This window comes from Aequorivita aquimaris, from assembly GCF_001573155.1.
Classification (GTDB): Bacteria; Bacteroidota; Bacteroidia; order Flavobacteriales; family Flavobacteriaceae; genus Aequorivita; species Aequorivita aquimaris.
This window is the reverse complement of record NZ_JRWG01000036.1, coordinates 1-820: the sequence shown is the minus strand read 5'-3', so window position 1 is coordinate 820 and position 820 is coordinate 1. Positions and strand designations below refer to the sequence as shown.

At 65.9% G+C, this 820-nt stretch carries 2 protein-coding genes; both read left to right on the top strand.

Annotated features, from left to right (window positions below):
* Positions 1-400, top strand: a 400-nt coding sequence (locus tag LS48_RS15865) for an energy transducer TonB (RefSeq protein WP_131807745.1), incomplete at its 5' end; no start/stop codon positions are given.
* A gap of 86 nt (positions 401-486) precedes the next feature.
* Positions 487-820, top strand: a 334-nt coding sequence (locus LS48_RS15860) for a hypothetical protein (RefSeq protein WP_204376477.1), incomplete at its 3' end; no start/stop codon positions are given.

Here is an 820-nt window from a genome sequence, read left to right as displayed (position 1 = left end):
GATCCAGACGGTCACGACGCCGCCGCCGGCCGTCAATCTGACGCCGATCGCAGCGCCGCCGGCCCCGCCTGCTCCCCCTGCGCCGCCGGCTCCGCCGGTCGTCAGCAAGGCTGCGGGTGCGAAGGGTGACCCGTCGGCGTGGATCACGAACGACGACTATCCGCCCAGCTCGCTTCGCAACAACGAAGAGGGCACCAGCGTGATCGCCTGGACGATCAGCACCGCTGGCCGGGTGGAGAATTGCCGGACGACTTCGTCCAGCGGCTCGTCGGCTCTCGATCGTGCAGCCTGTGCGGCGATCACGCGGCGGGGACGCTATACCCCGGCGCAGGACGCCAGCGGTAACCCGATCGCCACGACGCAGACCCGGCGCGTGGTCTGGAAGATCCCGAAGGAATGATGCGGCCCGCCCGTTATCCGGAATAGGCCGGGCGACGGGCGGATCCTCCCCGAACTTCTACACCGTTTGACAAGGATTTAACCCAAATGCTCACCACCATTCTCGCGGCCGGCGGCACCGCGGCAGCCGAAAACCAGTTCGGCCTGCAGGCCGCTCTGAAGGAAGGCGGCCTCATCTCGCAGTCGGTCTTCACGATCCTCGTGCTGATGTCGATCGTCTCCTTCTACATCCTGTTCTCGAAGCTGTTCGAGCAGCAGAAGATCATGAACCAGGCGAAGCGCGTCCGTCAGGGCTTCTGGCAGTCGAGCAACCTGCGTGAAGGCGCGGCCAAGCTCGAGAAGAACTCGGCCTACAAGCAGCTCGTCGACGACGGCCTGCAGGCGCAGGACCAGCACGCCAAGCTGACCGATCCGGTCGAAG